The sequence below is a fragment of the Gardnerella sp. DNF00354 genome, from assembly GCF_049262755.1.
Taxonomy (GTDB): domain Bacteria; phylum Actinomycetota; class Actinomycetes; order Actinomycetales; family Bifidobacteriaceae; genus Bifidobacterium; species Bifidobacterium vaginale.
In genome coordinates this window covers 1,147,364-1,172,292 of record NZ_CP058402.1, presented here as the reverse complement: position 1 = coordinate 1,172,292, position 24,929 = coordinate 1,147,364, and the positions used below count along the sequence as shown (strand labels likewise).

Annotated in this window: 24 protein-coding genes and 1 pseudogene; 4 read left to right on the top strand and 21 right to left on the bottom strand. The window is 38.0% G+C overall.

Going from position 1 to position 24,929, the window contains the following annotated elements; genetic code table 11:
* Positions 1-150: 150 nt before the first annotated feature.
* The 4 genes from HXT24_RS04685 to HXT24_RS04670 form a co-directional block, all read right to left on the bottom strand.
* Complete coding sequence (locus tag HXT24_RS04685) at positions 151-768, bottom strand: hypothetical protein (RefSeq protein ID WP_415686338.1); 618 nt, start codon at positions 766-768, stop codon at positions 151-153.
* Positions 769-1,120: 352 nt separating this feature from the next.
* On the bottom strand, positions 1,121-2,107 hold the full coding sequence (locus HXT24_RS04680) for a helix-turn-helix domain-containing protein (RefSeq protein WP_422119250.1): 987 nt from the start codon (positions 2,105-2,107) through the stop codon (positions 1,121-1,123).
* A gap of 396 nt (positions 2,108-2,503) precedes the next feature.
* Positions 2,504-3,712, bottom strand: coding sequence for an ATP-binding protein (locus HXT24_RS04675; RefSeq protein ID WP_415684102.1), 1,209 nt, complete (start codon positions 3,710-3,712; stop codon positions 2,504-2,506).
* 185 nt (positions 3,713-3,897) lie between these two features.
* Positions 3,898-4,098 carry a hypothetical protein gene (locus HXT24_RS04670; protein WP_415684269.1) on the bottom strand — a complete coding sequence of 67 codons (201 nt, stop codon included), beginning with the start codon at positions 4,096-4,098 and terminating at the stop codon, positions 3,898-3,900.
* A 169-nt stretch (positions 4,099-4,267) separates the two neighbouring features.
* Here HXT24_RS04670 and HXT24_RS04665 point away from each other — a divergent pair, with 169 nt between their 5' ends.
* Both HXT24_RS04665 and HXT24_RS04660 read left to right on the top strand, forming a co-directional pair.
* The gene (locus HXT24_RS04665; protein WP_004120533.1) at positions 4,268-4,516 is read left to right on the top strand and encodes a prevent-host-death protein; all 249 of its coding nucleotides are present in this window, start codon (positions 4,268-4,270) and stop codon (positions 4,514-4,516) included.
* A complete protein-coding gene (locus HXT24_RS04660; protein ID WP_415684101.1) occupies positions 4,513-4,890 on the top strand; it encodes a type II toxin-antitoxin system death-on-curing family toxin in 378 nt (125 codons plus the stop codon). Before HXT24_RS04665 ends, HXT24_RS04660 begins: the two co-directional genes overlap by 4 nt.
* 91 nt (positions 4,891-4,981) lie before the next feature.
* Here the strand turns inward: HXT24_RS04660 and HXT24_RS04655 are convergent.
* From HXT24_RS04655 to HXT24_RS04620, 8 genes and pseudogenes are all read right to left on the bottom strand, one after another.
* Positions 4,982-5,371 (bottom strand): annotated as a pseudogene (locus HXT24_RS04655) (hypothetical protein); the annotation flags it as partial.
* Positions 5,367-5,546: a hypothetical protein gene (locus HXT24_RS04650; RefSeq protein WP_285060866.1), complete on the bottom strand. Its 180-nt coding sequence runs from the start codon at positions 5,544-5,546 to the stop codon at positions 5,367-5,369. The gene HXT24_RS04650 and the pseudogene HXT24_RS04655, both read right to left, overlap by 5 nt.
* 199 nt (positions 5,547-5,745) lie before the next feature.
* A complete protein-coding gene (abc-f, locus tag HXT24_RS04645) occupies positions 5,746-7,188 on the bottom strand; it encodes a ribosomal protection-like ABC-F family protein (protein WP_422119249.1) in 1,443 nt (480 codons plus the stop codon).
* A 572-nt stretch (positions 7,189-7,760) separates the two neighbouring features.
* Positions 7,761-8,372, bottom strand: coding sequence for a CadD family cadmium resistance transporter (locus HXT24_RS04640; RefSeq protein WP_004123508.1), 612 nt, complete (start codon positions 8,370-8,372; stop codon positions 7,761-7,763).
* 399 nt (positions 8,373-8,771) lie between these two features.
* Positions 8,772-10,250: an Lsa family ABC-F type ribosomal protection protein gene (locus HXT24_RS04635; protein ID WP_004123507.1), complete on the bottom strand. Its 1,479-nt coding sequence runs from the start codon at positions 10,248-10,250 to the stop codon at positions 8,772-8,774.
* Between the two features lie 108 nt (positions 10,251-10,358).
* Entirely contained in the window at positions 10,359-10,643 is a 285-nt protein-coding gene (locus tag HXT24_RS04630) for a hypothetical protein (protein ID WP_004123506.1), read from the bottom strand.
* A 91-nt stretch (positions 10,644-10,734) separates the two neighbouring features.
* Entirely contained in the window at positions 10,735-11,328 is a 594-nt protein-coding gene (locus HXT24_RS04625; protein ID WP_004123504.1) for a DUF4097 family beta strand repeat-containing protein, read from the bottom strand.
* Positions 11,329-11,841: 513 nt separating this feature from the next.
* A complete protein-coding gene (locus tag HXT24_RS04620; protein WP_422119607.1) occupies positions 11,842-12,828 on the bottom strand; it encodes a recombinase family protein in 987 nt (328 codons plus the stop codon).
* Between the two features lie 278 nt (positions 12,829-13,106).
* On the opposite strand from HXT24_RS04620, the gene HXT24_RS04615 reads away from it, so the two are divergent.
* On the top strand, positions 13,107-13,307 hold the full coding sequence (locus HXT24_RS04615; RefSeq protein ID WP_020761027.1) for a helix-turn-helix transcriptional regulator: 201 nt from the start codon (positions 13,107-13,109) through the stop codon (positions 13,305-13,307).
* Position 13,308: 1 nt separating this feature from the next.
* The gene (locus tag HXT24_RS04610) at positions 13,309-13,758 is read left to right on the top strand and encodes a hypothetical protein (protein WP_032836439.1); all 450 of its coding nucleotides are present in this window, start codon (positions 13,309-13,311) and stop codon (positions 13,756-13,758) included.
* A 590-nt stretch (positions 13,759-14,348) separates the two neighbouring features.
* Here the strand turns inward: HXT24_RS04610 and HXT24_RS04605 are convergent.
* The 9 genes from HXT24_RS04605 to metK form a co-directional block, all read right to left on the bottom strand.
* Positions 14,349-15,185, bottom strand: a complete 837-nt coding sequence (locus tag HXT24_RS04605) for an HAD hydrolase family protein (protein ID WP_422119248.1) — start codon at positions 15,183-15,185, stop codon at positions 14,349-14,351.
* A 130-nt stretch (positions 15,186-15,315) separates the two neighbouring features.
* The gene (gene secG / locus HXT24_RS04600; protein ID WP_004115170.1) at positions 15,316-15,564 is read right to left on the bottom strand and encodes a preprotein translocase subunit SecG; all 249 of its coding nucleotides are present in this window, start codon (positions 15,562-15,564) and stop codon (positions 15,316-15,318) included.
* Positions 15,565-15,623: 59 nt separating this feature from the next.
* On the bottom strand, positions 15,624-16,421 hold the full coding sequence (tpiA, locus tag HXT24_RS04595) for a triose-phosphate isomerase (protein WP_004111753.1): 798 nt from the start codon (positions 16,419-16,421) through the stop codon (positions 15,624-15,626).
* A gap of 105 nt (positions 16,422-16,526) precedes the next feature.
* Positions 16,527-17,732 carry a phosphoglycerate kinase gene (locus HXT24_RS04590; RefSeq protein ID WP_075038648.1) on the bottom strand — a complete coding sequence of 402 codons (1,206 nt, stop codon included), beginning with the start codon at positions 17,730-17,732 and terminating at the stop codon, positions 16,527-16,529.
* A gap of 215 nt (positions 17,733-17,947) precedes the next feature.
* Positions 17,948-18,886, bottom strand: a complete 939-nt coding sequence (whiA, locus tag HXT24_RS04585) for a DNA-binding protein WhiA (protein ID WP_004111755.1) — start codon at positions 18,884-18,886, stop codon at positions 17,948-17,950.
* Positions 18,887-19,061: 175 nt separating this feature from the next.
* Positions 19,062-19,961, bottom strand: a complete 900-nt coding sequence (gene rapZ, locus HXT24_RS04580) for an RNase adapter RapZ (protein ID WP_116437149.1) — start codon at positions 19,959-19,961, stop codon at positions 19,062-19,064.
* The gene (locus HXT24_RS04575; RefSeq protein WP_422119247.1) at positions 19,958-21,082 is read right to left on the bottom strand and encodes a shikimate dehydrogenase; all 1,125 of its coding nucleotides are present in this window, start codon (positions 21,080-21,082) and stop codon (positions 19,958-19,960) included. The genes rapZ and HXT24_RS04575 overlap by 4 nt, the downstream gene beginning before the upstream one ends.
* A 46-nt stretch (positions 21,083-21,128) precedes the next feature.
* Positions 21,129-23,573, bottom strand: a complete 2,445-nt coding sequence (locus HXT24_RS04570; protein ID WP_422119246.1) for a primosomal protein N' — start codon at positions 23,571-23,573, stop codon at positions 21,129-21,131.
* A 25-nt stretch (positions 23,574-23,598) separates the two neighbouring features.
* Positions 23,599-24,825, bottom strand: coding sequence for a methionine adenosyltransferase (gene metK, locus HXT24_RS04565; RefSeq protein ID WP_422119245.1), 1,227 nt, complete (start codon positions 24,823-24,825; stop codon positions 23,599-23,601).
* Positions 24,826-24,929: the final 104 nt, after the last annotated feature.

Genomic DNA, 24,929 nt, shown 5'->3' with positions numbered 1-24,929 from the left:
GCATCAGGCGAAGCAAATGAAAATGACCTTTACACTTGGATTAAAAACCACCAAGCCTAATACTCCAACATTCCGAAGCATTTTTAGAATATGCCAAACTCTATTTCGTGCGATTGGTCAAAGTAGCGGACATAAAACACCGCAACAATATTACTTCACTACAGCTTTCCCATTCAAGCAATGCACAGCATAGTGAGCACATCCGTCTGTTTTGCGCCCAAGATTATTACAACTAAGATTGACCTTATTCTTATCAGAAACCTCGCTAATACCATTCTCACAAACTACTTCAAGACATGCATCCTTAGGTATTTCTCCTTCTAAAACACTCGTACCATTTAACGTATCCACCATGCAAGAAGCAACAACCTTAACATTATTCGCCACAGCAGAACCATTAAGGCACTTTAGAAAAACATCATTCGCCTGAACATTCCTTGCTTCCACCCTGCCATTATGAACCTCCGCATAAATCTTGTCAGCTTTAATATCCGTTACTAATACTTGATTCGACTCAGCTTCAATCTCACAAAAATAAACACTCTCTGGCAACGAAACAATTACCTCAGGACTGCCTTTAGCAAGCCAATGCAACCAGTAAAAAGCCGACACTTTTTCTGTTTGAACGAGTTTTATACCATCTTGATTTTCTTCAATCCCAAACACGTCTTTTTCACAATTAACATAACTAATACTAAAAGAATCAGCCCTTCTAACCTTTAAGCTAACATCTTTCGTTTTTGCTACAAACTTCCTACTATTCGCCACTTGAACAACTCCCTTGTTAAATATCGGGTTATAGACCAAAAATCAAAAGACCCGACTTGGTCCGCATTGTTAATAGGCGCGTCGGGTACTGTTATTTACGTATGCTACACCAATGAGAGTATTTTATTAAATCTTTCAAACTAGCACAAATTTTTTCTTTCTAACAAGATTATTTAGTCTTACACTCACCTTCATGAACACAAACAAATGTCAGAACGAAAACGCAAACTATCACAGCACACTAAATGTTTTGCCCTTTATCACTTGATGACACGTATTCCACACACAGCGTTTTCCAATCATCTTCACGAACGCCGCAAAACATCGGAACAAAATCGACGCTGAAAGTCACTTATTTCTTTCCGAGCCTCCACGCTTTGAGCACTACTTCTATTACACCGTAAGTCAATGCGGCCAACGGCCAAACAATCCAACTTCTTCCCCAATCGGACGTGATGAAACTGTAGGCTAAATAAATGCAGACAACTATAAGCCAATAAGCTTGGAGGAATAACCTAATCTTTGCAGGATAGACAATCTTTTTCTTCGGTTGCAGCAAACGGCAATAGGACGAGCGGACAATATTCGCCTGTACGAATAAATAAACAGCTGCTGCCACCAGAGCAATAGCGATAACTACAAAAAAGCCGGATGAAAGTTGATAAAATTCCGGCGCTATATCCGAAATTATAAGAAAAATAAAAGCAACCATACATAAAACGACACCGCTGACCGTCCGCAGCACATACGACGGCATGAACCGTTCCAAGCGTTCTTTGAGCACACTGTCAACTCCGTAAGCCGTTTCAAAGTCCTCTTTTTCCAAATATTGATAACGCTTTCCGTGGAAACTCTGAATAATAAAAATAGCTACAGCTACAGTAATAATCGCAACACTAAATGCTAAGCCCAAAGTTTTACCGACTTGCGCATTTACTGTGTGAGAAAGCAAAAGATCACTGCCGACCAACGGGATTGCCGCCAGAATACAAAGAAGAACGCCTAGAGCAACATAGGCGGCAAATGATATTCTGTGAGCAATATAAGCGGAGGCTTCTTCCAGCTCAATTACACGCATGCGAACGCCGGCTTCTTCCTGGCAGGCATTTTCATCTGCGTTGACGTTCTTCCCCATAACATCAATTTCATCTTTTACAAGAAGATCTGTACTAACACCAAACAAACGGCTCAATGCAATTATCCGTTCAATATCCGGGATACTTTGTGCGCCTTCCCATTTGGAAACAGCTTGGCGACTGACGCCCAATTTGTCCGCCAATTCTTCCTGCGACCAACCGTTTTGCTTACGCAATTCCAATATTTTATCTGCTAAAATCATAAAAACATCTCCATTTCAAACTCGAATTCATCATGATTATGGTGAAATTATAGCCGAAACAGCAGTTGCGTAGTAGCAAGTGCAGTTGGCAATTGCCTTTAAAAGCGCAATTTCTGCCGACAAATGAGCGCAACCGACCGCCAATTCGTTTTCTTTCATTTTCACACCGCGCTTTCCAATCATCTTCACTGATGCCGCCAAACATCGGAACAGAATTTCGCCAATCGTCGGAATGAAAACTCGCCAATCGTCGGAATGAAAACTCGCCAATCGTAGTACTAATATCCCGCCAATTCGCAAGGAAAACTATGAAACATCGCACTTACGCTTTCAAATTAAACCTTTTAATAATAGCCATCGCGAAACATAATCTACATAAGAGCAAAATCAAGCAGATTACGCATTCTCTTCCAGTAGAAAATCTGGTAAATATTTGTGTATAATCCCTTCTTGCGAAAAATTCATTGTATCCATCGACAAAACATATTTAGGATAATTATCCTTAACCAATCGATAAACACCAAATTCCCGGCTACGAGTCTCTTCGCTAGCCATCAAATAAGAGACTTGATAATACTCAGTTTCACCTTGTCTAGTAGCAATGAAATCGATTTCTTGATTATTAATACGACCAACTTGAACCTGAAAACAACGAGACAAAAGCTCAATATAGACAATATTTTCTAGAATACGTTCAATTGACGCAACGTTTGAGAAACCTACTGCTTGCCTAAAACCATGATCTGTTACATAACATTTTTCCTCAACCGTCAGTAACTTTTTCCCAACACTGTCATAGCGTGGAACTTTTTTTAGAAGATACGCCGCTTGGCAAAAATTCAAGTAATTCAAAATGGTATCGACTGAAACTTTACGATTTTCGCTAACAAAATATTTTCGTAAACTGTTAGCTGAAAAACTTTGTCCAATATTATCTAAACAAAAAAGTAAAATGCGATTAAATACGTCAACATCTCGGATCGAATTGTATTCAAGTATATCCTTAACAACAACGGTATTATAAATGTCGTTTAAATATCTAAAACTCGGCTCCTCTTCCCCATTAAAATAATGAAGAGGAGGCATACCACCAATTTTGATATATAGCTGAAATAATTCCTGTATGCTTAAATTCAAACTTTGATACAAATTCACGAATTCGCTAAAAGTAAAAGGAAGCACCTCAAAACTTACGTAACGCCCTGCAAGCAAGGTGGCAAGCTCTCCGGACAATAATTTTGAGTTAGAACCAGTCAAATAAATATCGCAATCATAATCAACTCTAAGCGCATTTATAACACGTTCCCAGTGAGAAACTAATTGAATTTCATCAAAGAAAAAATATATTTTACCTTCTATTTGTTGACTACGTTCTGTAATTAATTTCTGCAGATCAAAATCATTTTTCACAGATAAGTATTGAGCTGATTCTAAATTGATATAAATAATACGACTTTGAGGAACGTCTACAAGCAATTCAGATTGAATCATTTTTAACAAAGTGGACTTTCCCACTCGTCTCATACCTGTAATCACCTTCACAATAGGCTTGTCAATAAAAGGTTTGATCTTATTAAGATATTTTTTACGTAATATATATGACATATCCTCACACCTTTCGATTACAGCTTTGCTTACAATTTCGATTATAGTCGATAAATTTATTGTTTTTTATAGTTGTTTCTATTATAAACGAAACAAATTAAAAATTCACCTTTGAGATTGAAGCCGCAGTGTTCTAATAATGGGCGTAAATTTCAAGTTCAACTTTAAAATTACGCTCAAATTGGTTAACTTATCTTCTTATGCAGAAAATGCACGCAGCAAACAAAATAGCCAATCAGTGCTCGTTTAATGCTTCCAACAATACCCATCATAAACGAAGCAATCACCTGCAAATCTTCACCCTCATAATACTCAACAAGCAACTTCTTAAACTCAGGAACTTTATTTTCTGGAATAACCAACAAGCCTTTACCGTGAGAAATCAAATAATGTAGGGAACTTTTTTACAATTATTACACCGATTTGTTCCCCAAAACATAAACAACTAAATCACATATAGACTATATGTCATTTATAAAATAACTCTCAAAATACTTAGGATTTATTTATCCTAAAATATATGCTATAATTCTCCTAAAAATGGAGGTTCTTGATATGAATGTAAATACAGACACGCTTGTTTCTATTTCTGAAGCAAATCAAAACTTTTCCAAAGTTGCGCGACTTGTTGACACATACGGATCAGCTGTTATTTTGAAAAACAACGCTCCTCGCTACGTAATTTTAGAATTCCCAAAAGCCAAAACTGAAAAAGTTACTGTTCCAACAAACGATGAAGTTATGGCTTTATCCAACATGTTCATAAAAAAGAACAAAAAAGTCTATGAGGAACTTGCCAAATGAAGTATTTAACACGAGAACAGGTGATTAAACTTCACCAAGCTCTGATTGAAACAAGCGGCGGTTCTTCAGGTATCCGAGATGTAGGAATGCTTGATTCTGCATTAAAGACTCCACTGCAAACATTTGACGAGAATGAACTTTTCCCATCTGTCTTAGATAAGGCAGCACGTCTAGCTTTTGGTCTTATAAAAAACCACCCTTTTATAGATGGAAACAAGCGCATCGGCACACATGTCATGCTAATCTTTCTGACACTCAACAACATTATGTTGTCTTATAAAGATGAAGAACTGATTGATATTATTCTCAAAGTTGCATCAGGCAAAGCAAATGAAAATGACCTTTACACTTGGATTAAAAACCACCAAGCCTAATACTCCAACATTTAAAATCATTTTTTAGAATATGCCAAACTCTATTTCGTGCTACTAGTCACAGTGACGGACACAAAACACCACAACAGTATTACTTCACTACAGCTTTCCCATTCAAGCAATGCACAGCATAGTGAGCACATCCATCTGTTTTGCGCCCAAGATAATTACAACTAAGATTGACCTTCTTCTTATCTGAAACCTCGGTGACACCATTCTCACAATCTACTTCAAGACATGCATCCTTGGTAATTGGTCCTTCTAAAACACTCATGCCATTTAACGTATCCACCATGCAAGAAGCAACAACCTTAACATTATTCGCCACAGCAGAACCATTAAGACACTTTAGAAAAACATCATTCGCCTGAACACTTCTTGCTTCCACCCTGCCGTTATGAACTTCCGCATAAATCTTGTCAGCTTTAATATCCGTTACTAATACTTGATTCGACTCAGCTTCAATCTCACAAAATTCAATCAGTCTTTCGAAGGACAGTCTTAAGCGAGATCACTGTGACACCAATAACAAAAGAGGTAAAACCAACTCTAATAGCAAGTGTGCCACCCCATATTAAGGCAACCAGCATCGCGATTAAGGCAACCGTCAAGCCGAATGTCGCTACTTCACGGCAAAAACGAACGAGCTTGTCCATTCCTTAAAAACCTCCTCGTGCACATACTAATAATCAGATTTCATTTTACCTTTTGAGCTATATTTCTTCAATGCGTTCTATTACACCATCCCAATCACCAGGATAATTGCAATTGACATCTATGTATTCCTGGGCACTAAACTTCTCATTTGTTCAATGCCAGCGAATAACAGCAAATATTCTCATTATGATAATTAGTTTAAACCTCATTTTCCTCATTATATTGCTGCAAATTACCTTCAAAACCAGTAATCTTTTCATTCTCGATAAGTAACAAAGAATCCGCTACATTGTTGATAAAGGACACATCATGCGTCACGAAAAGCAAAGGTCTGTCGTAGCCTTGAAGCAGCTCTTCTAAGGCTTCTATGGCACGAATATCTAAAAAGTTAGTTGGCTCATCCATCACCAAATAATTAAAGTTACCTGTTAGAAGCTTCGCCAATTTCACCTTGGCTTTTTCACCATCACTAAGCACATTCACTTGCTTGAACACATCATTTGTTTTGAAACCTAGACGAGCTAAGATGATTCTCGTCATTGACTGGTCATAGATTGAATAAGGTAATACATTGTCTAGAATCGTTTTTGTATAGTCGAGTGTTTCTCCTAGCTGACTATAGTAACCAATTCGTAAATTCGGATGTGTCCACGTTTCACCGTTAAGAATCATGTTGAGCAAAGTGGTTTTCCCTGAACCGTTGTCACCTAATAAGGCAACTTTATTTGTATTGTCTATCGCAAAATTGACATTCTTAAAAATCACCTTGCTATCAAAGCTCTTATTGAGATTTTCTGCCCTGATGAGTACCTTGGAATGAATTTTTTCTCGCTCGTCCATATTGAGCTTGATGGCTGCATTTTGATATGGCTTACTCTTCACCTCTAGTTGACTTACTCTTTCTAAAGTGGCTTTTACCTGTTTGTCGAGCTTCTTCTTATTTTGTTGCCCACCCATTTTATGCAGCCTAGCTTCTGAGTTACCCATCCTTTTGGGTGTGGTTTTTACTTTTGCTGACTGCTGTTTTATTGCATTTGCAACCTGTAAAAGACGCTTCTTTTCTTTTACATAACTCTCATATTCCCTCTCAGCACACTTATACCTCTTTTCTCTTTCACATAGGTAAAACGAATAATCACCGCTATAAACCTCAATTTTCCCATTGACCAATTCGAAAATTTTCGTACAGGTTTGATTAATAAAATCTCGATCATGGGAGACAAGAATAAAACCCTTATTGCGAGAATAGAGCCGTTTAGCTAATAGCTTTCTTTGCTTAATGTCTAAATGTGATGTAGGCTCGTCAATAAGCAAAAATGCTTTATTATCAACTAAAAGGTGCTCCAGTTTCAATCTTTGCTGCTCGCCTGGACTACTACTACAATTCTTCTGAAAACGACGCTGATACATAAAACCGAGTTCATCTTCTAAATTGTTGAGCAAATAACTAATCTCGTCGTCCATTTGAACTCGCCCCGCATAGTCAGTATCAAGACTTGAAAGTATGCGTAAAAAGGTGGTTTTGCCTGTGCCGTTATCACCAATTAAACCAACCTTGTCACAAGCACCAATAGATAGATGATCAATCGCAAATAAAGTTCTTGCACCTATAACTTTTGTTAAATTATCAATACGTATCATAAATCCTCCTTGAAAATACCGAGAGGATTTAACCTCTCTACATTAGTTAGAACAGGATTTATTAATTACCATCTTTTGATACCTCCGAAAATAATTGCCACTATTATACCATGTACTCATATATAACTTAGTACTTCAAGCAACTTAACTATCGTCTTACTTATTTCACAAAGCTGGGTGCAAAGTGGCGAATCGACTTGCATGAGCGATTAAATATAATTCGCGAATGCACTTCGATTCGCTGAGCTTGCTCAAAGTTGAAAGCACAGTGTGCTTTCAACGCAAGCGAAGTACGTTAACATCCTGTGCACTCGACCCTACACCGTCGATATGTTTCCTCAAACAGCCAAACTGCGCTCAAAAACCGCGAGAACCCAGCTTAAAGCCGCTTCGCATTAAACCTTTTAACGATAGACCCTGCAAACCCCTGCTACACAAGGGCAAAAATGCACCCACCTAATCAGCCTCCTGCATCTTATAGCACGGTGAAGCGCCGTGACGGTGGGAAGCACCACTTATTTTCTCGTTTGAGTTTGAACATAAAAATAGCAGATAAAGGGAAGGAAATGAATTTACACCACTTTTAGGACTTGACCTATGAAATAATTAATAGTTCCATTTTCAATCAATATATAAAGACCGAGTCCAATAAACACGACAGGTACAATTATTTTTTCGTACTTTTCCACAGTCTCTCCGATAGCAGAAATTGAGGCGAGATTTTGAGATAATTTGCATAGAACCAAAATCCCTAAGGCAAATATTACTAAACTTATACCAATCTCAATCAAACTCTTTCCTGTAAAATAAGGGATATAAATTCCTAAATTATCTCCACCCATTGCCACTGTTAAACTTGTAAATGCTAAGATTTTTGATCCATTTCCGGTAATTTTCCCCTCGATATCTTCTTCATCAATATCTTCATCCACAAAAATTGCTCTTATACCAAGACCTAGCGGAATTAGACCAAGGAGTCCGATAATCCAATCTTGTGGAATAAAATTTAAAAAGTAAGCGGCAATAAGACTAGCCAGTACAAGCAGTCCTGTACCTAAATACTGCCCTACATAAATTGATTTCAAACCTTTCTTTCCTTGACTAGCGAATAAAATAGTCAAAACAACTAAGTAGTCAATGGATGTAGAAACAAAAACTAATAAAGCGGATACTATTGTTTCCATTATTCCTCCTTTCAAAATGTTAAATTTTTTAGACAAGGGGGTGCAAAGTGTGTGCACTTTTTAACGTTAACATCCTGTGCACTCGACCCTAGAGCGTAGACATATCCCCTCAAACAGCCAAACTGCGCTCAAAAACCACGCCAAGCCAGCCTAAAGCCGCCGCATATTAAACCTTTTAACGATAAACCCTGTAAAGCCCTGCTACACAAGGGCAAATTTGCACCCACCTATTAAGCCTTTGACATCAATACGACAGTCTCACGTGTATCAAGACTACCCTTATGATAACCATGCATCAATAAAAGAGCCTTAACGTTCATTGCAGGAGAGAAACTGGCAAGGGGAATGTCGTATGATGATAAAAGTCTAAGGCACTACAAACTGGGATTTGGATTTTACTTAAAATTGTATTATTTTATTAGCGATATCTTCTACAAATCGCTTATCGTGTTCCACAAATATGAGTGTAGGCTTTGCTTCTTTTATAATTTCCTCAATCTGTATTCTTGATATTACATCTATATAATTCAGTGGTTCGTCCCAAACAAATATATGAGCTGGCTTTGAGAAACTTACAGCAATTAAAACTTTCTTTTTTTGTCCATCACTATAATTCTTCATATCCATTTCAAATAATTCTCTTGAAAAATCTAATTTTCTTAGAATTGTTTTACACAATGTTTCATCAACATCTTGCTTGTGAATATATTCATTTAGGCTACCTGTTAAATTAGATGTGTCTTGAGGAATATACGAGATTTTTAAATTACCTGCTAATTTTATCTCACCTGTATACTCGTGATTTATACCTAATAAAATTTTAATCAAGGTTGATTTTCCGCTACCATTACCCCCATATATAGCCACTATGTCGCCTTGCTTTATCTCGAAACTTACATTATTTAGGATCTGTCTCTCTCCATAGCATGATGATAAATTGCTAACCGATATTAGAGGATTTTTATGATGATGTAATGGATGCAATAATAGACTTTCCTTTATTTCGATATCTTTTAGTAAACTCTGTTTTTCTTCTATTGCCTTGTTTTGTCTATTCTCCAAATTCTTAGATTTTTTCATCATCTTGGCTGATTGATGACCTATATGTCCTTTGTCTGGTTTTACACCTGATACTTTCACACCATTTTTAGTATTCTCAATTTTATCAGACCAAATTTGACTTTGTCTTGCAGCCTCTTTTAATCGTTTAATATCTTTTCTTAATCTCTCATTTTGACTAATTTCAAATTGGTCTTTCATCACTTTGTTTTCATACCATGATGTAAAATTTCCCGATTGGACATCAATAGAATTCCTGTTAATAGAAATAACATGATTGATACAACCATCTAAAAAATCTCTATCATGAGATATAAGCAAAAATCCTTTTTTACTTTTCAGATATTCACTTACAATTTTTCTTCCGTCCATATCTAAATGGTTTGTTGGTTCATCAATAAGTAAAAAGCCATCTTCTCTTGTAAACAAAATAGCTAAAAGGATTTTTGTTTGTTCCCCTTTAGAAAGCGTTTCAAACTCTCTGTAAACAAGGTTCTCATCTACATTTAGCAAACTGAGTTCTCTAAATAACTTCCATTCTTCATCATCTGATATTAGTTCTTTATATAACTCAATTCCTAATTTTGAAGTATCGCTTATATTTGGTGGAAATTTAATAAATTCAACATCCTTGCTTATTTTACCTTGATAAGTTTCTTGATTTAAAAGTAACTTAAATAGAGTTGATTTACCGATTCCATTTCTTCCTATCAATCCCGTTTTCCAGTTTGTATCAAAGGAAAACGATACATTTTTAAATATGGGTTTTACATATCCATAATATGAGAAAGTGAGGTTTTCAATTTTAATTACTGACATAAAACGCCTCCCTAAATTATCATTTACCGCCCGGGTGCAAAGTGTGTGCACCTTTTAACGTTTAGTTTTTCCTGTATTACTACGGTTATCACTGCTTTGCTTTTTCAGTTATTTCAATTCTCGATTAGGTAATTTTCCAGTTCTCAAAGCAACAGTAACAAACTCAACCTCTTGCAAGCACTTCTCGCAAAGTTCATAACCTTCATTGAAGTTCACTCTTGACCTAAATGTGCTAGCAATGAATTCGCATGGTGAGGAGATCCTTTCAACTACACCGCACCGTTCACACTCAGCATACACACTCCCATCCTTAATCGGAATAAACATTCCATGATCTTTCTCATTTCCCATGACGCTAACATCTTCGAAATCATCAAATTTTACATAGAGCATATACGGCTTCCTCCTTTATCGGTATGTCTATATACGCTCTAATTCCAACTTATATCAAGTTTTATTGCTTCTTTTTTGATCTATATGTCTGCTACTTCGCAATAGCTTTCCCATTAAGACAGTGCACCATGTAATGCGCAAATCCATCGTTTTTACAATTTACCTTCTTCTTATCTGAAACCTCGGTGACACCATTCTCACAAACTACTTCAAGGCTTGCATCCTTGGTGATTGTTCCTTCTAAAATACTCATGCCATTTAACGTATCAAGCGTACAAACATGAGTTACTTCTACGTTTGTTGCTGAAACCGACCCATTATAACATTTAAGAAAGACATCATCCGCCTTCAAATTAACAACTTCTACCTTGCCATTGTTCACTTCTACATAAAGCTTACCAATCTCAATATCCGTGATGAGCACTTGATTAGAATCAGATTCAACCTCACAAACTTCCACATCATGTGGCAAACTCACAACAATTTCAGGCATACCCTGAGTAAACAACCTCAGCCAATTCGAAGCTGAGACTTTTTTAGTTTGAATAAGCCTTATAACATTTTGCGCTTCCTCAACCCTCAATATATCTTGTTCACAGTTAACAAAGCTCACGCCAAAGGTATCAGCACGTTTCACCGTTAAACGAACATCTTTCGTCTCTGCGATAAACTTCTTATTACCCATTCCTTAAGCACCTCCTCGTGCACATACTAATAATCAGGCCTCATTTTACCTTTTGAGCTATATTTTCCCACTTCACAAGGTGGGTGCAAAGTGTGTGCACTTTTTAACGTTATCCATCCTGTGCACTCGACCCTAGAGCGTCGACATGTTTCCTCAAACAGCCAAACTGTGCTCAAAAACCGCGAGAAGTAAGCTTAAAGCCGCTTCGCATTAAACCTTTTAACGATAGACCCTGCAAACCCCTGCTACACAAGGGCAAACTTGCACCCACCTAATCAGCCTTTGACATCAATACAACACTCTCGACGTGGATTGAGAGAACTCCAAGTATAGCTACACTTTTTTGAGTGCACACTATGGATACCGGGTGCACTTTTTAACGATAGGAAAAGCTATCGTTAAAAGGTTTAAGATTGGCTTAATAGCTTAATTTTTGAGCATAAAAACAGCCTAGAGAAGATCCCCCCTAGGCTGAGTTTTGTAACATTTCAAATGCTCACATTCTTTTGGCTTTTACGATGCTCTTTCAACATTCACACTAATCTCTGATTTAAAAGTTACGCTGAACCTGTCCTCGTAAACTTTTATTTTCTTGATGTACTTTCTTACCAGCTTCTCATCATACTCACTAATATCGTGACGCTCACTTTTCAGAAAATCTTCCATTTCTCTGATTCGTCTTTTAGAATCTTCTTGACCTGCTTTTTCTATAAGAAGCTGCTGTTTCTTACCCTTAAGCTCATCAATTTCATCAGCTATTTTCGCGTAGTCTTTTTTAGCTTTAAGCAAGGTTAGTAGTATCGCTTGTTTGTCTGCAATTTTTTTATCAACCGTTTCAAGCTCACTTAAGTTGTTGCCCGCGATAATCTCTCTAATATTATTCTTCAACGTATCCAATACTTCACCAGGTACGGTGAGTATTTTGTTTATGGCTTTCACTGTAGCAGACTGCAGTTCTTCCTCTTTTACTGTCGGAGCATCGCAAGCACTAGGACCATTTTCCCATCTGGTACAACAACGCCAAACAACAGAACGCACTCCTCGATTATTCCAAGCAATTCTTCTGTAAACATCCCCGCATTTAGAACAAACACATAAGCTAGATAAAGCGTACTTACTGGAATAAACTCTCCTTTTTTTATTCTCCTCACCACTAAACATGTTGGCTCGTCTTACCATTTCTTCTTGAACTTTAAAGAAAATATCTCTTGGAATAATAGGCGTGTGACTATCTTTGACATAATACTGTGGTTCTGTTCCATCATTTTTTATACGAACATGATTAATAAAATCTGTCGTGATGGTTTTTTGTAAAAGAGCATCACCAATATATTTTTCGTTTTGCAAAATGGTTTTAATATTAGACAAGTGCCATTTTAAATGCCCGGCACCGTTTTTAACACCGTCTTTTTCAAGACCCTCCGCTATATCTCTAAGGCTTAATCCTTCTAAATATTCTCTATAGATTCTTCTTACAACTTTTGCTTCCTTTTTAAGAATTACAAGTTACTTGAAGATTATGATAAAAAGAATTTGTTTGATGGTGAAGATTTTTTGAAAAATAGGGATAAAGCTAAATTAACTTCAAAATCTAAGGTATTAAAAATAAAAATATAAAAAACTAATTATAGGATTGAATATAGCAATAAACGATAGATAGTAATAAAATCTATAGTCTTTTAGTTTAAGAAATTATAAAAAAGCAAAGTACGCTTGACAAAAAAAGCAAAGCGAGCTATACATTATATGTAAAGTGAGCTTGCTGTTGGAGGAGGAAAATGAAAAATGTAATTTCTCAATTAAGAAAACAGCATAAAATAACTCAAGAAGAATTGGCAAATGAAGTTGGAGTAACAAGACAAACCATAACTTCCATTGAAACTGGGAAATATATAGCGTCACTGCCGTTGGCTTTTAAAATTGCTAAGTTTTTTGATATGAGTATTGAAGAAATATTTAGTATAGAAGAGGATGATTAATATGAACAAATTAGAAAAATATAAAAAAGAAATAGGATTTAGAATTAGTATTTTAGTCTTATTATGTATGGTTGCCTTACTCGCAGTTATTATTGGAAATTTTTACTTAAAATATAAATTTCCATTAAAAGAAGATGTGACAGATTATGTAGTAGGATTTTTTATTGGACTTGAACTTGTATCTGTATTCTACATGTCAATGCTTAGTAGAGCATATAGAAATAGGGATATATTGGAGAAGATGTATACTAAAGAAACAGATGAGAGAATGATATTAATAAAGATGAAGTCAGGATCAAATATAATACCTATATTTTCAATGGTTATTGTAATAGTTTCTTTAATTGTAGCATATGTAAGTTATGAAGCCTTTTTAGCGTTAATAATAGTTGCATTTGTACAAATAATATTTTCTAAATTATTAAAAGTATATTGGTCAAAAAAGATTTAAAAATATCATGGTAAAGGTATTAGACGATAGACAGTTAAAACTCTATCGTCTTTTTTTATACTCAAAATTAGGAGGTAAAAATGGTAAGGATAAGAAGCCACACTTAAAACAATTTAATATATAAGACATTTAGCGATTGAAATATAAGTTCAGTCGCTTTTTTAATTGAAATTTATAGATTAAGGAGAAGAAATTAATGGATAGAGAAATGATAATTTAGCGCCTAATCTTCGATTGTCGCTTGCCCGTTCATTAGCATAGGTAAAAGCCAATCACGGAGAGCTATCAAAGATCTATTTTCGCGTTGATTAGACGATACAGTCGTATAAGCAGGCATATCCAATGCTATTAAACACCTTAAGTTCAATCTCATTTGGAATATAAATGGGTCGATTTTTGAGTAGTGGTTTATCACAAGAAAGTACAGCATCACCACTAATGAAAAATGGGTATTCTCCATTGAGATCTTTAGCTGTTTCGACTTGAATGGTAGATTTCTTCTCTTCACTGATAATGTCACCAAGCTTTCCGTTTGACTCTCTACGAAAGAATTCGTCACACAACTTCGCCAGTAACGAAAGGTGGGTTATTCACAATCTAGTAAAAAGATTTGAATTAAGCCAGTTGGCAACGCCGTCGTTGTTGTTGGAGTCGCAAACCTCATCTGCAATCGCAAGCAACCGAGGATCACTATTCGATACCGCTACACCGTATCCCCCTGCGCGGAACATGTCGATATCTATAATATCGTCTCCAAAAACGACTGTGCGACTAGGCTTTACACCCAAACGATTGCAAATAACGTTCAAAGCATGCCCCTTGTTCGCAAGGGGATTCGTAAGCATCCACAAAACATCTTCGCTAATGTGTAGCGAAAAGTCACTTGGAAGAATGCTCTGAAGTTTTTCCTTCTCACTCTCTCGAGGAACAATAATAATCTTGTCTGCAATGCCACTTGGAACATTAGAAAAATCGGTAATAATAAAATCCTGCTCGTTCCAAAGCATACGAACATCAAAATTAGTGTAACGAACATCGTTCATAACAATGCCAATGCGAAGCGTAGGAATCTCATTAAGCAAGCGCAAACACACACTACAAGCATGTTGAGAATCAAATCCAAAACGCGTAAGAGTATCAAGGCTTCTTTGCGAAGTAAGCTCACCTATCGTGCTGTGAGCACAGTCAAAATCAATAAGAGCACCATTAAGGTACGCGCAAACTTGAGCATTCAAATCGTGAATAAAATCAAAAGCACTTCCAACAGGTCGAGCAGTAATAATCGCAAGCGGAATTCCACATTCACTCAAACGCTTAGAAGCGCTAACAGTTTCTTGGCTTAAATATCTGCTTTCAAAAGCATTAGCATCATGAAGCATAGTGCCATCAAGATCTGCTACCACAAGAGAAGGAGAAAAATGAAGCATAACAATAACCTAATGTATTTTAATTAGTCTAACATCTTCTAACATCTTAAAAAGCATAGCAAAATGTACACCTGCTCTGCTTATAAAATAAAAAGCGCGCAATCTTTCGACTACGCGCTTAAAAGAATACTTAGATAAGTGAGAACTTAGTCATAAGATTCAAGGCAACAATAACAGCCACCCAAATCAACGCTATAATAACAGTCCAACGATTCAAGTTCTTTTCTGCAACACCAGAGCTACCAGCGTTCTTCGTTAAACCGCCGCCGAACATGTCGGAAAGACCGCCGCCCTTGCCCTTGTGCATCAAAATCAACAATGTCAACAAAATGCTGGTCAGCACAAGCAACACTTGCAAAACAATTTTCACAGCGGACACAAGTAACCTCCTGTTTTAGAGTACTTTGTAAAGTATAGTAAAAGCCATTGACCTATGTATTAAATTCGATTTTTGTAAGACGACAATTGAACAATAGTAGCCAATTCCTCAATGTCTAAAGAAGCTCCACCAATAAGAAATCCATCAACGTCTGGCTCACAAATAAGACTTGCTGCATTAGAAGACGTTACAGAGCCGCCATAAAGTATTCTAACTTTTTGTGATACAGTATCCCCGAAAGTTTCCTGCAAATCATCCCTAATAGCCTTAGCAGCATCTTGAGCAGACTGTGCTGTAGCTACCATTCCAGTTCCAATAGCCCAAACTGGTTCGTATGCAATAATCAAACGCTCTGCCTGCTTAGAATCTAAATCGCGAGTAACGTCATGAACCTGTCCAACTGCAAAATCAAGCTCTATACCCTGCTTGCGCTCTTCAAAACTTTCACCAACGCAAAGAATAGGTTGCATTCCAGCAGCAAGCACAGCTCGCACTTGGTCAACAATATTCGCATCATCTTCTGGATGATACTTGCGTCGCTCAGAATGACCTACAATCACCATTGAGCAGCCCAAGCTTGCAAGCATATCTGCAGAAACATCTCCAGTAAACGCGCCTTGAGCTGTAACGGAAACTGCTTGTGCGCCATAAAGAATAGGAAGATTATCAGACTCAACTAATACTTGCACACTTCTTAAGGACGTAAACGATGGCATAAGAGCAATATCGCATTTTTTACAGTCGAAGTGAGAATCACATAGACGCCACCAGAATTTTTGAATAAAATGAGTGGCTTCGAGGTGATTAAAATTCATCTTCCAATTGCCTGCAACTAGCGGTTTCCTATTGACAACCATAATCACCCTTAAGAATTAGTTATAAAGATAAAATTAACATTATGCCGACCCCGATCTACAAAAAGAATTTATAAAATCGAAGTCGGCACAATATTTTAAAGTCACTTACTCAAGCACGCTCAAACCTGGAAGCGTCTTACCTTCCAAGAACTCGAGTGAAGCACCACCACCAGTGGAGATGTGAGAGAAGCCATCTTCTGGGAATCCAAGATTACGAACTGCAGAAGCGGAATCTCCACCACCGACAATAGTGAAAGTGCCGTTCTTCGTTGCATCAACCAAACCCTGAGCTACAGCGCGAGTACCAGCAGCAAACTCTGCAACTTCGAACACGCCCATTGGTCCATTCCAAACAACAGTCTTGGAATCAACAATCTTGTCGTGGAAAAGCTTTTGAGAATCAGGGCCAATATCCAAGCCCATCTTGTCTGCTGGAATAGCATCCGCTGGAACAACTTCTGGAGCAACAGGAGTATCGCCTGCTGGGAAGCCAGCGTTCACAACAATATCTGTTGGAAGAACAAGCTCTACGCCATTCTTCTTGGCGGTTTCAATATATCCCTTAACTTTCTCGAGCTGATCCTCTTCAAGCAAAGAAGTACCAACTTCATGACCCAAAGCCTTAAGGAATGTGAACACCATTCCGCCGCCAATAACAAGGCGATCAGCCTTAGAAAGCAAGTTTTCAATAACGCCGAGCTTGTCGGAAACCTTAGATCCACCAAGAACTACTGTCAAAGGACGCTCTGGATTTTCGGTTGCGCGAGAAAGTGCCTTAACTTCCTTCTCAACAAGCAAGCCAGCAGCAGCTGGAAGATCGGCAGCAACATCGTAATTTGAACCCTGGGCGCGGTGAACAACACCGAAACCGTCGGAAACAAAAACTTCTCCAAGAGCAGCAATCTTCTTAGCGTATTCAGCGCGCTCAGAAGCATCCTTGCTGGTTTCTTCGGCGTTAAAGCGCACGTTTTCAAGCAAAACAACGTCGCCATTGTTCATTGCAGCAACCTTAGCTTGAGCATCTTCGCCGTAAGTATCTGCAGCCAAAGCAACATTAACACCAAGAAGTTCACCTAAGCGAGCCGCTACTGGAGCCAAAGAAAGCTCTGGAACAACCTGACCCTTTGGACGGCCAAGATGAGCCATTAAAATAACCTTGGCGCCCTGCTCGCGCAAAGCTTTAATCGTTGGCAAAGCAGCCTTAATACGACCGTCGTCTGTGATAGTCGTGCCCTTGAGAGGAACATTAAAATCAGCACGAACGAGTACGCGCTTGCCGCTCAAATCTCCCAAATCTTTAAGTGTCTTCATTGGTATCCTTTCCAAAACATGATTCAACCAATCATGATGGCGAATTTAACAAGAAAAAAGACGAAAGCAAAGCTAAAACGTCTATAAATTCCATGAGTTATTATATCGCATGTGCGCAACAAGCACGCCCAAGATTAGATAATAAAAAACTACAAAAAATGCCGCATACTCAAAGTATGCGGCTAATACGAATAAATACTCAGTCAAAAAAGCAATTACATTCGCGACTTTTCTACTTTAGCGCAAAGCTGCAAAAGCCTACGAATACGACCAGCAACAGCATCCTTTGTAATCGGAGGATCCGCTAAATGACCAAGTTCTTCTAGACTTGCATCACTATGCTGCAGTCGCAGCTTTCCTGCCATCAAAAGATTTTCTGGAATATCGTCCCCAAGAACGTCGAAAGCGTGACGAACCTTTTCGCAAGCTTCTGCAGCAGCTTTAGCACTTCTGCGCATATTAGCATCATCAAAGTTTGCCAGTCGATTAGCTTTGCCTCTTGCTTCACCATCAGAACGCTTACCAGTCCATTCTCGAGCAGAACGAGGAGCTCCAATCAAAATCAGCATACGCTCAATAGCGTCAGAATCTCTCAAAGTAACACGCTCAGAGCTTTTAACTTTGCGCGCTTTTGCACCAACTCCGAGTCGTGCTGCCATTGCTTGCAACGCTGTAGCAGCCTCATGAGTTGGGCAAACAATCTCTAAATAGCTTGCCTTTCCAGGATCGGATATAGCCCCATGAGCTAAGAAAGCACCTCTCCACGCAGCTTTAACCTGCGCAATACTTCCACCAACAATTTCAGGGGCAAGACCAGCAACGATATGCATACGACGGTCCAACAAACCTGATTGCAGAGCCAAAGCTGCAGCACCTCGCTCCACAAGAACATCGTAACGAGTAACAACACCTGTAGGAGTCTGACGAGTAGTTTGAGAAATCGTTGCTTCTCTTTGGAAACATGTCACAAGCGTATCTACAAGCCATTGCGCTGCGCTTAGAGAATCAAACTGTGCACGAATCACAGCCTGATTATTGACCGGCCTTAAGCCGCCACCAAAACGCATCATTGCTGCTGCCTGAGCCATAACAACCGCTGGTAGCTCACTATTATTTGCGACGAGTTCGTTCTTTACGTCGTCAAGAAGAGCCAAGGGAAACCTCCTATTTTGTTCTTCTTAGAGTATGCGTTGGGATTCATACAAGATGCCGTTGCACGATGTGCAAAACACCTACATGCTCGGCTTTCTGTGATACCCAATGACTTGGACATTTTACCTTTTTATAGTTCTGCTTTTTATATTACATAATCCTATAGGAGAAATTAAATCATGTTCTAGATCTCATCTCTCTAGCAGATACTGTAACCTGCAATCCTCTTAATTTTAGTCTTCTTGCAAGCTCTATGCTAATAGCTACAGACCTATGCTGACCCCCAGTGCATCCAACAGCAATTGTTACATAATGCTTATCTTCTTTTGCAAAACCATCAATTGCCGTAAGAAGAGCTTTTTCGTAAGAGTCTAAGAATTCTATTGCCGCTGGATTTTTAAGAACATAATCGCTAACTGCTTTATCTTTTCCAGTTAAATCCCTAAGCTCTGGAACCCAAAATGGATTGGGCAAAAATCGCATATCTGCCACAAAATCGGCGTCCATAGGCATTCCGTACTTGAACCCAAAACTAAAAATGTGAACAGATACTGTAGAAGATCCTTTTCCAAGCAACCCCTCATAAAGTTTAGTGGAAAGCTGATGAATACTAAGATTTGAAGTATCGATAATAATATCCGCGCAATCTTTAAGATGACCTAAAAGCTCACGCTCTTCCAAAATACCATCTATAAGTCTTCCTCCGCGCTGCAAAGGATGTGGCCTGCGCACTGACTCATATCTTTTAATGAGCACAGAATCAGATGCATCTAAAAATAGTATTCGAGTTTTTACGCCTAAATCATCTATATGACCCAAAACAGCAAATAAATCATCAAAATATCCGCGTGATCTTACATCAATAACTGCTGCAAGCTTATGAACTTTAGATCCAGAAGATGTCATCATGTCTACAAGAGGGATGAGTAACTTTGGAGGAAGATTATCAATAACATACCAGCCCATGTCTTCCAAAGCATTTGCTGCATGAGATCTGCCAGCGCCGCTCATGCCAGTAATGAGCATTACTTCAAAATCGCTTGCCACCTGCGAGAATTCACTATTTTCAGTGCTCATAACGCCTCCTGCAATGCTTTTTCCATGCAACTTCTTATGTAATCGTAATCTGTAGCCTTGTCAGATTGGTATTTGTTTGTGCAAGAATCATCACTTGGATCATCACTTGAATGCCTATATTCAAAAGTCATGAGTTTTACTTGATCTAGTGCTTGATATAAAAGCATTTCTTCTCCACCAATACCCATGCCATATTTTCTCCAAACTTTAAGTATCTGGCTTGGTCGAGGATCATATACAACGTCTAGCAAAGCTCCTAAATGTTTTATTGACTTTTCCTTGCAATATTCACACAAAGCGAGCGCTAATCCGTCTGCTATATGAGCTGGAACAGTGCTTATAACAATATCTGCGTTTACAATTGCTTCAATTGCATCCAACGAAGAAATAGATTCTAGAATGTGAGATTTATCACATTTTTCTATATCTTGTGATATTTTTATAAATTCAGGATCAATAGTAGGGAATTCTATACCGCAAACAGGCTCGTAGTCACGTTTGTCTTTAAAATTCAAGTTAGATGGCTCTATTCTTCTGCTATTTGGAAAATCCGAGTCATATTTATCTACTAAATCGTTAAATCTACTAACGCCTTTAACAGTTTTACCATCGCTTTGCAATCTTGCAACAACACTAACTTTACTCAATTTTGAACCTTGAGCAATTTCTATTAAAGCTGCCATTGCAGAAGACGCAGTGTTTCCGCTGCCAATAATAACCGCACTTTTAGCGTTTAATATTTGAGACTTTAAAGAGTGTATTAACGCCATTACAATACCATTTACATCTGTGTTACAAAGCTCAATCGTCTCAGGATTTTCTAAGCATGGCTTTTTACTAAACACAGCAGTATTTGCAACACCAAGCGTTTTAGACCAATAATCGCAAGCTACACCTAGGCTCATAATTGTTTTTTTAAGTGGCATTGTAAGGCTTAAGCCTTTCCAAGAATCGTCAAGATTTGCAATAAAATCTTTTAAGTCTTCCTCGCTAACTTTTTCTTTACCATAATGCCAATTATTTAAGCCCAATGCCTTATATGCAGCATTGTGTAGAACTGGAGATAGAGAGTGCGATATGGGATTCCCCAAAACCGCGCAATTGTAGCATTTTTCAACCATTTTAACCTCTTTATTTATAAGTCTTTATTAATAAGTTTATGCGATTTTACAAATCCTTAGGATCCACACTAAATTTTAATTCACCATTTTTTCGCATTGCAAAATGCTTTGCACATTCTTTTTTCAAACGATTAACTAATTCATCTCTATACTCTAATGGCACTCTTACAACTGCTTTAACTCTGTCGTTTAACTCTTCAAAGCGTTGAGAATTTTGCTCGTGCAATGTTGAAGGAGGCTTCATTGGAACAATTCCAAGTAAAGGTGGAAGATATTCGGATTCATCAGAATCATCGTTAGATTCACTATTTTTAGTTTCGACTTTTAACATTGGAAGATTACTAGAACTATCTAAATCACCATTTTTGCTTACGACTTTTGTAATATCTTCGCTTACATCTACACTCATTGCGCCAATCGCATTAAGCGTATCTACTACAGCCTGCCTAAAACCCCATATTCTTGCGACACATACAGTTGGCGGAAGAAGTGCTTCACTTCTTTCTTGCAACTCTTGTTTAGAAAGAATTGATGAATCCCATTCTTCCAAAGATTTAGCGAGAATATCGTAAGTTTCACCCAAAATAAGAACGCTTCCACCTCTGTTTTTTGACGCACACATTGAAGCTGCTTTCATCCAAGCATTCAAAGTGTCTATTCGAGAATCTAAACCAGTGTTGTAAAGACTCGTCCACGCGTCTAAAATCGCAACAAGACCATATTCTCCGCAAGAATTTTTAGATGAGCTTAAAACTCGAGGTTCTGCTCCTAAAGTACAAATGACAATCATCGGCTTCTGGTCAATCCACTCTATAACGCCACTTTTCTGCTTCGCGGAAGATATAACAATTGGAACATCATTGAAAATCTTAAATATTTCCTTGGCGGTAAAATTGACGCCAACACGAATAGCCTCGATAAAGTTAGATCCACTAGAACAATTCGAGCACTTCCAGCCAATCGCAGCACTTCCACACCATGCGCATTTAGGAGCAGAACCATCTATAGGTAAGTCAAGAGGACCTGTACAGCGCTTACAACGAGCCATACTATGGCATTTTTTGCATGCAGCACGCTGAACAGTATCGTCTTGTGCTGTAACAAGTAAAACAGGCAGATTTGCGTCTAAAGTTTGTCTAATCGACGCTAGTGCAGTATACGGTATTCTAGATCCTGCACTCGGGTCATTTATCTTATTAAGGTTATCAGAATTAAGTAAACGAACCCATGGGCAAGCATTACTAACAATAGTATTAAATGGTTTAATTTCAACTAAAGGTCCACTTACTTTTGCAGCAAGATTTTTTCCTTTTAATTCGTTTTGGCTTATTACGCTTCTAGCAAAAGACATTGTTATGAAAACGCCATTATGATTTTGTGCGCGCAATCGCATAACGCCTCTAGCTTGAGCGTAAGGCATCATACCATCTGCGTACTGATATGCGCCATCTTCTACAATCACAAAAAGCGCTTGCGACTCAACTGGTGCATACATTGCAGATCTTGTTCCTAAAACACATGGAACAATTCCTTTTTCTATAGCTCTCCATGCTCTATACCTGTCTGCTGGAGAATCATATGCGCAAAGACGAGCAACATCTCCACTTAAAGTTCCACTTGGATTCTGCGATTTTTTATAAGGTTTAAGACCATAAACCATAAGGGCACGCATAGCATCGTTTACTTCGCGAATTGTAGGAAGAACAACAGCAACTTGACGACCAGCTCTTATTGCAGTTACAATAATCCACGCTAAATCCTGAGCCCATCTCATTGCTCCTGGTAAGGCATCTATAAGAAAAGCTTTGCAATTATTCTTATAATTATTCGAAGGCGAACTATTTTCATGATGCAAATAATACGGTTTCTGAACATCTTCTAAGGATTGTTTAAGAAGATTCGCATTATGGTAGGATGCAATCATACGAGCATCTGTTGTTTTTCTAAGATTCTCACTTCCATCGTATTGAGATATCGCGCAAGTATCATTAGACCTAAAATTTTTTTGTAATTCATTAATCCATTTTACTCTTTTAGATAAATGAATATCGTCCAGCAAATTTTCTTTATCTACACCAGCAATTCTTCTAGGTAAAGCAAGTCTAATAATATTAGCTCTTGTTCCACCATAAGCATCAGCTATTGAAGAAATATCTTCCATAAAAGATTTAGAAACTACTTCCCCTATTGGAATAATTTTTTCAATAAACTTTAATGAAGATACTGGTGTTTTGCTTGATTCACTCCTACTCCAAATAATTCCATTTACGCGTCTAGCACCAAATTTGACGCGGACCATACACCCTGGCTTAGCGTAATCATCCTGATCTTTGCTAACAATGTAATCGAAAGTTTTACCGAGATGAGATGCTTGAACATCCAGCACAATATGAGCAATAGGGCAATTATCAGCTTGACTCTGGGTTGAATCACTCTTCTTACGCCTACGTGGTTTGCGCGCTAAACCATCAAGTGAAGGCTGCTCAAGCATTAGCACATCCTTTTAAATCCTCAAATCAATTTTTTAAAGATTTTACCTCATTCTTAATCTGATCAACACGATTAAGTCTTTCCCAAGGAAAATCAACATCTGTTCTTCCAAAATGTCCATAAGCAGAAGTTTTCGAGTAGATTGGTCGAAGCAGATCAAGCTCGTCGATAATTGCTGCTGGGCGTAAATCAAAGACTTTTCGAACAATCTTAGAAATATCTGAACGAGTAATTCCATTAGCTTCTGTTCCAAAAGTTTCTACATTTACGCTAACAGGTTCTGCAATTCCAATCGCATATGCAACTTGTACCTCTATTTTATGGGCTAAACCTGCGGCAACAAGATTCTTAGCAACCCAACGCGCAGCATAGGCTGCAGAACGATCCACTTTACTAGGGTCTTTGCCAGAAAAAGCTCCACCACCATGATGAGCAGCCCCTCCATAAGTGTCTACAATAATTTTTCTGCCTGTTAAACCAGAATCTGCTGCAGGACCACCCAAAACAAAAGATCCAGTTGGATTTACAAGCATTCTGTAATCATTATGATTTACGTTTTTCCCTAACACTTTGTTAAGAACAGGCTCTACAACGTTTTGAACAAGTTGATTTCTAAGCCAATCATGACTCACATCTGGGTCATGCTGTGTTGAAATAAGAACAGTATCTAAACGAACAGGGTTCCCACATTCATCATATTCGATTGTAACCTGTGTTTTACCGTCTGGTCTAAGTTTAGATACAATTCCACATTTTCGCACGTAGGATAGGCGCTGGGCAAGCTGATGAGCCAGATATATTGGAAGGGGCATATAAGTGTCTGTCTCATCGCTAGCATATCCAAACATAACGCCTTGATCGCCTGCGCCTTGGCTTTTATAACGATCTTCTTTAGACGCAATACTTTCGGATTCTAAATCTAATCTAGAAACACCTTGATTTATCTCCGCGCTTTGCTCAGTTAAAGATACCATTACTCCACATGAATCAGCATCCAATCCAACAGTTGAACTGTTGTATCCTACTTCGCGTACAACTTTTCTAACAATGCCTGGTATGTCGGTGTATACTTCTCCCCTAACTTCCCCGAAGACTACAAATTGTCCTACGCATGCACAAACTTCAACAGCAACATGCGCATGAGAATCTTGACGAAGCATATCATCTAGAATCGCATCTGCAATCTGATCACAAAGCTTATCAGGATGACCTTCTGTAACAGATTCTGCAGAAATAAGTTTAGCTTCCGACATAACTCCCCTTTAATTAAAAAATTAAAACTTATGCACTAAAACCAATAACAGCCGCATATCCAATACCAACAAGCATAGGATAATACGGCTGCAATTAAAAATGT

Excerpts from the sequence above, each read along its gene's own strand:
- HXT24_RS04680 (WP_422119250.1), bottom strand. The coding sequence starts at position 2,107 with ATGATTTTAGCAGATAAAATATTGGAATTGCGTAAGCAAAACGGTTGG.
- HXT24_RS04675 (WP_415684102.1), bottom strand. The coding sequence starts at position 3,712 with ATGTCATATATATTACGTAAAAAATATCTTAATAAGATCAAACCTTTT.
- HXT24_RS04665 (WP_004120533.1), top strand. The coding sequence starts at position 4,268 with ATGAATGTAAATACAGACACGCTTGTTTCTATTTCTGAAGCAAATCAA.
- HXT24_RS04660 (WP_415684101.1), top strand. The coding sequence starts at position 4,513 with ATGAAGTATTTAACACGAGAACAGGTGATTAAACTTCACCAAGCTCTG.
- HXT24_RS04650 (WP_285060866.1), bottom strand. The coding sequence starts at position 5,546 with ATGGACAAGCTCGTTCGTTTTTGCCGTGAAGTAGCGACATTCGGCTTG.
- abc-f (WP_422119249.1), bottom strand. The coding sequence starts at position 7,188 with ATGATACGTATTGATAATTTAACAAAAGTTATAGGTGCAAGAACTTTA.
- HXT24_RS04640 (WP_004123508.1), bottom strand. The coding sequence starts at position 8,372 with ATGGAAACAATAGTATCCGCTTTATTAGTTTTTGTTTCTACATCCATT.
- HXT24_RS04635 (WP_004123507.1), bottom strand. The coding sequence starts at position 10,250 with ATGTCAGTAATTAAAATTGAAAACCTCACTTTCTCATATTATGGATAT.
- HXT24_RS04630 (WP_004123506.1), bottom strand. The coding sequence starts at position 10,643 with ATGCTCTATGTAAAATTTGATGATTTCGAAGATGTTAGCGTCATGGGA.
- HXT24_RS04625 (WP_004123504.1), bottom strand. The coding sequence starts at position 11,328 with ATGGGTAATAAGAAGTTTATCGCAGAGACGAAAGATGTTCGTTTAACG.
- HXT24_RS04615 (WP_020761027.1), top strand. The coding sequence starts at position 13,107 with ATGAAAAATGTAATTTCTCAATTAAGAAAACAGCATAAAATAACTCAA.
- HXT24_RS04610 (WP_032836439.1), top strand. The coding sequence starts at position 13,309 with ATGAACAAATTAGAAAAATATAAAAAAGAAATAGGATTTAGAATTAGT.
- HXT24_RS04605 (WP_422119248.1), bottom strand. The coding sequence starts at position 15,185 with ATGCTTCATTTTTCTCCTTCTCTTGTGGTAGCAGATCTTGATGGCACT.
- tpiA (WP_004111753.1), bottom strand. The coding sequence starts at position 16,421 with ATGGTTGTCAATAGGAAACCGCTAGTTGCAGGCAATTGGAAGATGAAT.
- HXT24_RS04590 (WP_075038648.1), bottom strand. The coding sequence starts at position 17,732 with ATGAAGACACTTAAAGATTTGGGAGATTTGAGCGGCAAGCGCGTACTC.
- rapZ (WP_116437149.1), bottom strand. The coding sequence starts at position 19,961 with ATGAGCACTGAAAATAGTGAATTCTCGCAGGTGGCAAGCGATTTTGAA.
- HXT24_RS04575 (WP_422119247.1), bottom strand. The coding sequence starts at position 21,082 with ATGGTTGAAAAATGCTACAATTGCGCGGTTTTGGGGAATCCCATATCG.
- HXT24_RS04570 (WP_422119246.1), bottom strand. The coding sequence starts at position 23,573 with ATGCTTGAGCAGCCTTCACTTGATGGTTTAGCGCGCAAACCACGTAGG.
- metK (WP_422119245.1), bottom strand. The coding sequence starts at position 24,825 with ATGTCGGAAGCTAAACTTATTTCTGCAGAATCTGTTACAGAAGGTCAT.